This is a genomic window from Curtobacterium sp. MMLR14_010 (assembly GCF_001865015.1).
In the GTDB taxonomy this organism is placed as follows: domain Bacteria; phylum Actinomycetota; class Actinomycetes; order Actinomycetales; family Microbacteriaceae; genus Curtobacterium.
In genome coordinates this window covers 1-1,987 of sequence record NZ_MJGV01000027.1, presented here as the reverse complement: position 1 = coordinate 1,987, position 1,987 = coordinate 1, and the positions used below count along the sequence as shown (strand labels likewise).

2 protein-coding genes are annotated in these 1,987 nt (G+C 71.2%); one reads left to right on the top strand and one right to left on the bottom strand.

Features of this window, described 5'->3' with window-relative positions; all coding sequences use genetic code 11:
* Positions 1–29 precede the first annotated feature (29 nt).
* A complete protein-coding gene (locus BIU98_RS06585) occupies positions 30–1,127 on the bottom strand; it encodes an alkene reductase (RefSeq protein ID WP_071273575.1) in 1,098 nt (365 codons plus the stop codon).
* Positions 1,128–1,450: 323 nt separating this feature from the next.
* Between BIU98_RS06585 and BIU98_RS06580 the strand changes: the two genes are divergently transcribed.
* Positions 1,451–1,987, top strand: a 537-nt coding sequence (locus BIU98_RS06580; RefSeq protein WP_139200598.1) for a sortase, incomplete at its 3' end; no start/stop codon positions are given.

The following is a 1,987-nucleotide window of genomic DNA, read 5'->3' as shown; positions in this document are numbered from 1 at the left end:
GGGAGCCTCCCGTCCGTCTGTGGTGCTGACTACGCGACGGAGGACGCGCGCACGTCGGCCAGCGTCGGGTAGTCGGTGTAGCCCTCGGCACCCTGGCCGTAGAAGAGCTCCGGGCGAGGCTCGTTGAGCTCCGTGTCCTGCTCCCAGCGGTAGGCGAGGTCGGGGTTCGCGATGGCGGCACGGCCGACGGCGACGGCGTCCGCCTGGTCGGTGTCGAGCAGGGTGACCGCCTCGTCACGCGTGGTGAGCGAGGAGAAGCCCGAGTTCACGATGAACGGTGCGCCCGCGGTGCGGCGGACGTGCTGCACGAGGTCGCCCGTCGGGTCGGCGTGCAGGACGTCGATGAAGGCGAGTCCGAGCGGCGCCAGGCCCTCGGCGATCGCGGTGTACACGGCGCGGGTCTCGACGGCGTCGTCCTCGAGGACGCCCTGGATGCCGTGCTCCGGCGACAGGCGGATGCCGGTGCGGTCGGCGCCGACGGCCTCGGCGACGGCCGTGGTGACCTCGATCGCGAAGCGCGCGCGGTTCTCCGGGGAGCCGCCGTACTGGTCGGTGCGGGTGTTCGACACTGGGGACATGAACTCGTGGACCAGGTAGCCGTTGGCGCCGTGGACCTCGACGCCGTCGAGCCCGGCCGCGATCGCGTTGCGGGCGGACTGCGCGAACTGCTGGGCGACCTCGGCGACCTCGTCGGTGGTCAGCTCGTGGGGGACCGGCATGTCGGCCTTGGAGCCGTCGGCGAGGTGCGTCTGGCCGGGGGCGGCGACGGCGCTCGGGCCGACGATGCGCGGGGTCTGCGAGATCTCGGGGTGCGAGACGCGGCCACCGTGCATGAGCTGCATCACGATGGTCCCGCCCTCGGCGTGCACGGCGTCGGCGACGCGGCGCCACCCGGCGATCTGCTCGTCGGTCTCGATGCCGGGCTGGCCGGGGTAGGAGCGGCCTTCCTGGACGGGCCAGGTGCCCTCGGTGATGATCATGCCCAGGCCGGCGCGCTGACGGTAGTGCTCGACCAGCAGGTCGTTCGGGATGCCGTGCTCGCCGGCGCGGGTGCGCGTGAGCGGGGCCATGACGATGCGGTTCGACAGGCGCATGGCGCCGAAGGAGGTGGGTTCGAAGAGCTTCACGTGCGGGTCAACGTGCTGTTGTGCTGTGCAATTCCATGGGTCGCGCCGCTCGGAGGTTCTTCCCAGTCGCGGGGACCCGTCCACCGGAGAGGCCACGGGCACCCGTGGTCTGCTCTTTCCTCCATCACTCGTGTGATGTACCATGTTGTATATCAAGTCGTGGAACGACCTCGTGTGGGGGACCACGGCCTGCTGTCGGAGCGCACGCGGTCCGATCAGACTCCCGCCTCGACCGACAGGAACCCGTGTCCGACCCATCCGACCTCCATCGCATGGCTGGCTGGGTCCGGAGCGCTCCCGCGCGGACGGAGACCGTCGCCAGCATGCACGGTCATCCGCCGGAACCGCATCGAGCCCCCCGTGCAGTCGCGCCCGGCCGCTCCCGTGCACGCCGTCGTCGGCCCCGTCAGACGGTCGGCGGCGCGCTGCTGTCGCTCGTCGCGGAGCTGCTCATCATCGCCGGTGCCGCGACCGGGCTCTACGTGCTCTGGACCGCCTGGTGGACCGACGTGGTCGCCGTGCACGAGCAGACCGCGCTCGTGCAACACCTCCAGCAGGTGAAGACCCCGTCGCAGGTCGGCACCGAACGGCACGGGGCCGCACCCGTCCTCGCGGAACCGCCGGGGTTGTCCTCCGTGTTCGGCACGATGCAGATCCCCCGCTTCGGCACGGACTACAACCGGCCCATCGGCGAGGGCACCGACCGTGAGCAGGTCCTCAACACGATCGGCCTCGGCCACTACCAGGGCACCGCGATGCCCGGCGCCGAGGGCAACTTCGCCGTCGCCGGCCACCGCGTCACCTACGGCAAGCCACTGAACCAGATCGCAGACCTCAAACCCGGCGACCCCATCGTGGTG